The organism is Bradyrhizobium lablabi (genome assembly GCF_001440475.1).
Lineage (GTDB): Bacteria > Pseudomonadota > Alphaproteobacteria > Rhizobiales > Xanthobacteraceae > Bradyrhizobium > Bradyrhizobium lablabi.
In genome coordinates this window covers 1-4,123 of record NZ_LLYB01000113.1, presented here as the reverse complement: position 1 = coordinate 4,123, position 4,123 = coordinate 1, and the positions used below count along the sequence as shown (strand labels likewise).

General features: G+C 61.0%; 5 protein-coding genes and 1 pseudogene. All 6 read left to right on the top strand.

Annotated elements, in window-relative coordinates; genetic code table 11:
* Positions 1 to 195 precede the first annotated feature (195 nt).
* The gene (gene modA, locus CQ14_RS32280) at positions 196 to 708 is read left to right on the top strand and encodes a molybdate ABC transporter substrate-binding protein (protein WP_057861824.1); all 513 of its coding nucleotides are present in this window, start codon (positions 196 to 198) and stop codon (positions 706 to 708) included.
* 10 nt (positions 709 to 718) lie between these two features.
* A complete protein-coding gene (modB, locus tag CQ14_RS32275; RefSeq protein ID WP_057861849.1) occupies positions 719 to 1,405 on the top strand; it encodes a molybdate ABC transporter permease subunit in 687 nt (228 codons plus the stop codon).
* Positions 1,402 to 2,569: pseudogene (gene modC / locus CQ14_RS47710) on the top strand (molybdenum ABC transporter ATP-binding protein). The gene modB and the pseudogene modC overlap by 4 nt, the downstream one beginning before the upstream one ends.
* 227 nt (positions 2,570 to 2,796) lie before the next feature.
* The gene (locus tag CQ14_RS44100; RefSeq protein ID WP_156435679.1) at positions 2,797 to 2,973 is read left to right on the top strand and encodes a hypothetical protein; all 177 of its coding nucleotides are present in this window, start codon (positions 2,797 to 2,799) and stop codon (positions 2,971 to 2,973) included.
* 24 nt (positions 2,974 to 2,997) lie between these two features.
* Entirely contained in the window at positions 2,998 to 3,564 is a 567-nt protein-coding gene (locus CQ14_RS48420) for a substrate-binding domain-containing protein (RefSeq protein ID WP_430650233.1), read from the top strand.
* Positions 3,565 to 3,815: 251 nt separating this feature from the next.
* On the top strand, positions 3,816 to 4,123 hold a 308-nt coding region (locus tag CQ14_RS32265), incomplete at its 3' end, for a DUF2478 domain-containing protein (RefSeq protein ID WP_156435678.1).

Sequence of the window (4,123 nt, the reverse complement as noted above, 5' to 3'; positions counted from 1 at the left end):
CGATCCCGATTAAGGCACTGATGCCGCTTATGCTCGGAAGTGAACAGTCGGCNGAACATCAATGTCGCGCTTGCCGCCGAGTTCACCGAGCCGGCCGGGGATATCGCATCCTTCAAGCAGAAATCCGCACAGAAGGCCGTGTTCGGCGCGAGCCGACAGCTTTATAGCCAGATCACGCAAGGCGGGTCGTGACAAATGATTCTCACGGCCGACGATTCCCACCCGAAGAAATTGGTTGAGAATGGTTTTGCTGTACGTGAAGGCCGACTTACCCACGCTAGCGGCAACCTGGTGCTCTGGAGCAGAACGGCGAAGTTCGTGAACGGCTTCGACACGTTCAGGACGGCATCTATCCTAAAACTACAGATCTGCAACTCCGCCCCGGCGCTCTATGGCGCTGCGGTGGAAGCGATGAAGGCCATCGATGCCTATGAGGGCATGCAACCGAAGCTGGTCGAGGGCGCAACCATCACGCAGGCCTACCAATTCATCAAGACGGTCAATGCCGAGCTCAGCGCCGCCCCGCTTCCGCAACTCGCAGACAGCAAGAGCGTTTCGCGCTGGCTCGTGCCGCAGGAGTTTGTGACCCGATCTTGCGGAACGTCGTGCGGTTGCAGACTGACGCCGATAACCGAGCGACGCGCGCCTAAAGGTCCCGGTAGTCTACTCAATTATTACGCGAGCATGACAATGTGCTCGAACAGTTAAATTGACGCGCATGGATAGCCTTTCACCAGAAATCTGGCAGTCGCTCGGGCTTACGATCGAGCTCGCGAGCGTGACGACCGTGATCCTGCTGATCGTCGGCACGCCGCTCGCGTGGTGGCTAGCACGCTCGAAGAGCCTTTGGACGGAGGCCGTGGCCACGATCATCGCGCTGCCGCTGGTGCTGCCGCCAACAGTACTCGGTTTTTATCTGCTCGCCCTGCTCGGCCCGAACGGCCCGGTCGACCTTCTCGCCTCTCTGTGGGGCGGGCGCACGCTGGCCTTCACCTTTGCGGGGCTCGTGGTTGGATCGGTTTTGTCAGCGCTGCCTTTGGTGGTGGAGCCCATCCGCTCCGCCTTCGCTGCTGTGGGTGACCGGCCGCTGGAGATCGCGGCTACTCTGCGCGCCTCACCCTTATATGCCTTCTTCACGGTCGCCCTGCCTCTGGCGCGACCGGGTCTTCTGACAGCCGCCGTGCTTGGCTTTGCGCATACGATCAGCACGTTCGGCGTCGTGGTGATGATCGGCGGCAACATTCCTGGGCGTACCAAGGTGCTGTCGGCCTTTCTCTTCGACTTTGTCCAAGAGTCGCGCTGGCGCGAAGCAAGCTGGCTTGCCGGCGCCATGGCGATGTTCGCCGTTGCGGTAGTCCTCACCTTAACCTTGATCGACAAATACAGCAGAAGGAGGAGCACGTGAGGACAGCCACACCGGGCCATATTGAGATTGCCTTCAGGGGCAGTATCGCTGGCTTTCCACCCGATACACACTTCAGCGTACCGGCCAAAGGCGTGGCGGCGATTTTCGGCCCGCCAGGCTGCGGAACGACTGCGGTGGCACGCTGCATCGCTGGCCTTGAGCGTTTGCCGACCGGCCTCTGCGCCATCGATGGCGAGGTATGGCAGGACGAGACTACCTTCCGCCCACCGCATCTGCGTTCTATTGGCTATGTGTCTCAGGAGGCGGGCCTTTTTCTCCATTTGTCGGTCAGGCGCAAACCTGCTTTATGGTGCGCCCAAACCCAAACCGATGCCGATCGCGTTTGATGAGGTGGTCGAACTGCTCGACCTAGCGCCGCTACTCGACCGCTCTCCCTCGCATCTATCCGGCGGGGAGCGGCAGCGCGTCGCCATGGGTCGCGCGCTGTTGTCTCAGCCCAGACTGCTTGTGATGGACGAGCCGCTTGCTGCGCTCCACAGCCGCGCCAAACGTGAGATTCTGCCGTTCGTCGAACGCCTGCCCGCGAAGCTCGCGCTGCCGATGATCTACATCGGCCATGACATGGCGGAGATCGAACGCTTTGCCGATTATCTCGTTATGATGGATCGCGGCATGGTGACTGCGGCTGGGCCGCTGCATGTCTTGCAGACCGATCCTGCGCTGCCGCTTGCACCAAGCCGCGAAGCCGCCATCAGCCTTGATGCCGTGGTGAGCGGCTATGATGGACGCTATGGGCTTCTTATTCTCCGCCTCAAAGGTGCGCGCCTGTTGGTTCCGGCGCCGCCGCTTGCACCCGGCGTGCACCAACGGCTGCGCATCGCCGCCTGCGACGTCAGCGTCGCGCGCGAAGCGCCGCGCGCAGGCTCCATCCTCAACGTCTTTCCGGCGCGCATCAGAGCCTGTTTGCCGCTCGGCGCGGCTGAGATCACGCTGGTACTTGCGCTCGGCACTGGGGGCTCGGGCGCAGAGATTTTAGCGCGCATCACGCGTTTCTCCTTTGATTCGCTAGGACTCAAGGATGGAATGGACGTATTCGCCCAGCTCAAGCACATCTCGCTACTCTCGGCCTCTGAACCGCCACTGCAAACCATACCAGCTTCCACGCCAACAGCAGAGCCTGGACAGGCAAGCGCCGCGGCGTGAAACGAGAAGCTCGGCACGAGAGGCGAACAGCATCATCTTAAGCCTCCACTCTTGTCGTGCCACGCCATGTGCGGTTGAAGACGCCGATATCGGAAGCACGACAAGCCGACCCAGCCATTCGACAGGGCACGCTGGCAGCTATGCGCGTTTACTGTCGTCAACCAAGTCCGCGCACCATTTTCCTGAACGGCACGCGGATTGCTGGGATAAGGAGCTAAAGAGCCGCGATGGCCAAAGCCATCGCAGCGGCCCCGTCCCAGGAATTTCCGATGACGCTTACCCGATTGATCCTGATCAATTCAATTCTGACGCTGCTTATGATCGGAAATGCAGAAGCGGCAGAGATCGATGTGGCGGTCGCTGCGAACTTCACCATGCCGGCCAAGGAGATGCAGCGTCGTTGAAGCAAAAGACCAGGCGAGGCCCCGTTGAGCTTTGGCGCGAGCGGACAGTTTTACGGCCAGATCACGCAAGGGGCGCCCTTTGAGGTGTTTCTCTCGGCCGAATGCCCGCCCGAGCAAACTGGCCGAGAACCGTCTCGCGGTTCCGCAAAGCCGCTTCACCCATGCGATCGGCAACCTCGGCTGTGGAGTTCGACTCAGAAGTTCGTGAACGACGCGGAGACTTTCGCAAAACTGTCGATCTACAATCCGGCGGCAGCGTTCTATGGCGCAGCCGCGGAGCACGCTGTGAAAGCGCTCGGCACCTGTGAGTCGACGCAGCCGAAGCTGGTCGCGGGATTCTCGCGTCTTTCTGGGACGGACGCACCCTCCCCTTCATCTTTGCCGGGCCTGTGGTCGGATCAGTTTTATACGCGCTGTCTTTCGTGGTACAGCCGCTTCCGAACGCCTCCGTGGCCAAGCTGGCTTGCCGTGGGCATGGTGATGTTCGGCCTTGCGGTAATCTTCACCCCAGCGTTGATCGAGAAGTGCAGCGCAAGTAGAGCACGTGAGGACAGCCACACCAGACCGGATCGAAATCGCCTTCAGCGATAGGCTCTCTAGCTTTGCGATCGATGCGCAGTTCAGTGTACGGGCCAAAGGTGTGGCGGCGACCTCCAGCACGCGCGCATGACGCGCCGCTGCCTATACGCTAAGGCTCAACTATGGAATTGACGTATTCGCCCCAGGTCAAAGGCCGTCCCGCTGGCACGACCTCTGAACCCTAGGGCATCGCGCCATCTACGCCAGCAGTAGATACTGGACAGGCAGGCGCTGCAGGTGAAACGAGCCAGAGGATCAAGCCTATGATCGCCAACCTCGCCGAGATCGATCCCAAGCGCCTTGCGGCAATCCTCTACAGGCCGGAACAAGACGCGGATAGACTGCTTGCCGACTTCACCCAGGATCTCGCGCGGCAAGGCGTGCGCGTCGGCGGCATCGTCCAGCGAAACTTCAAGGGCGCAAACGGCACGAAAACCATGCTAGCGCTCGACGTTGCAACGGGGCGCGAGATTCCGATCTGTCAACCACTCGGCAGCGGCGCCACGTCCTGCAAACTCGATGCTAGAGCGGTTCCCGATCAGGTTGGCGCGTACCCGGCGGCTCCGAAGTA

Excerpts from the sequence above, each read along its gene's own strand:
- modA (WP_057861824.1), top strand. The coding sequence starts at position 196 with ATGATTCTCACGGCCGACGATTCCCACCCGAAGAAATTGGTTGAGAAT.
- modB (WP_057861849.1), top strand. The coding sequence starts at position 719 with ATGGATAGCCTTTCACCAGAAATCTGGCAGTCGCTCGGGCTTACGATC.
- CQ14_RS44100 (WP_156435679.1), top strand. The coding sequence starts at position 2,797 with ATGGCCAAAGCCATCGCAGCGGCCCCGTCCCAGGAATTTCCGATGACG.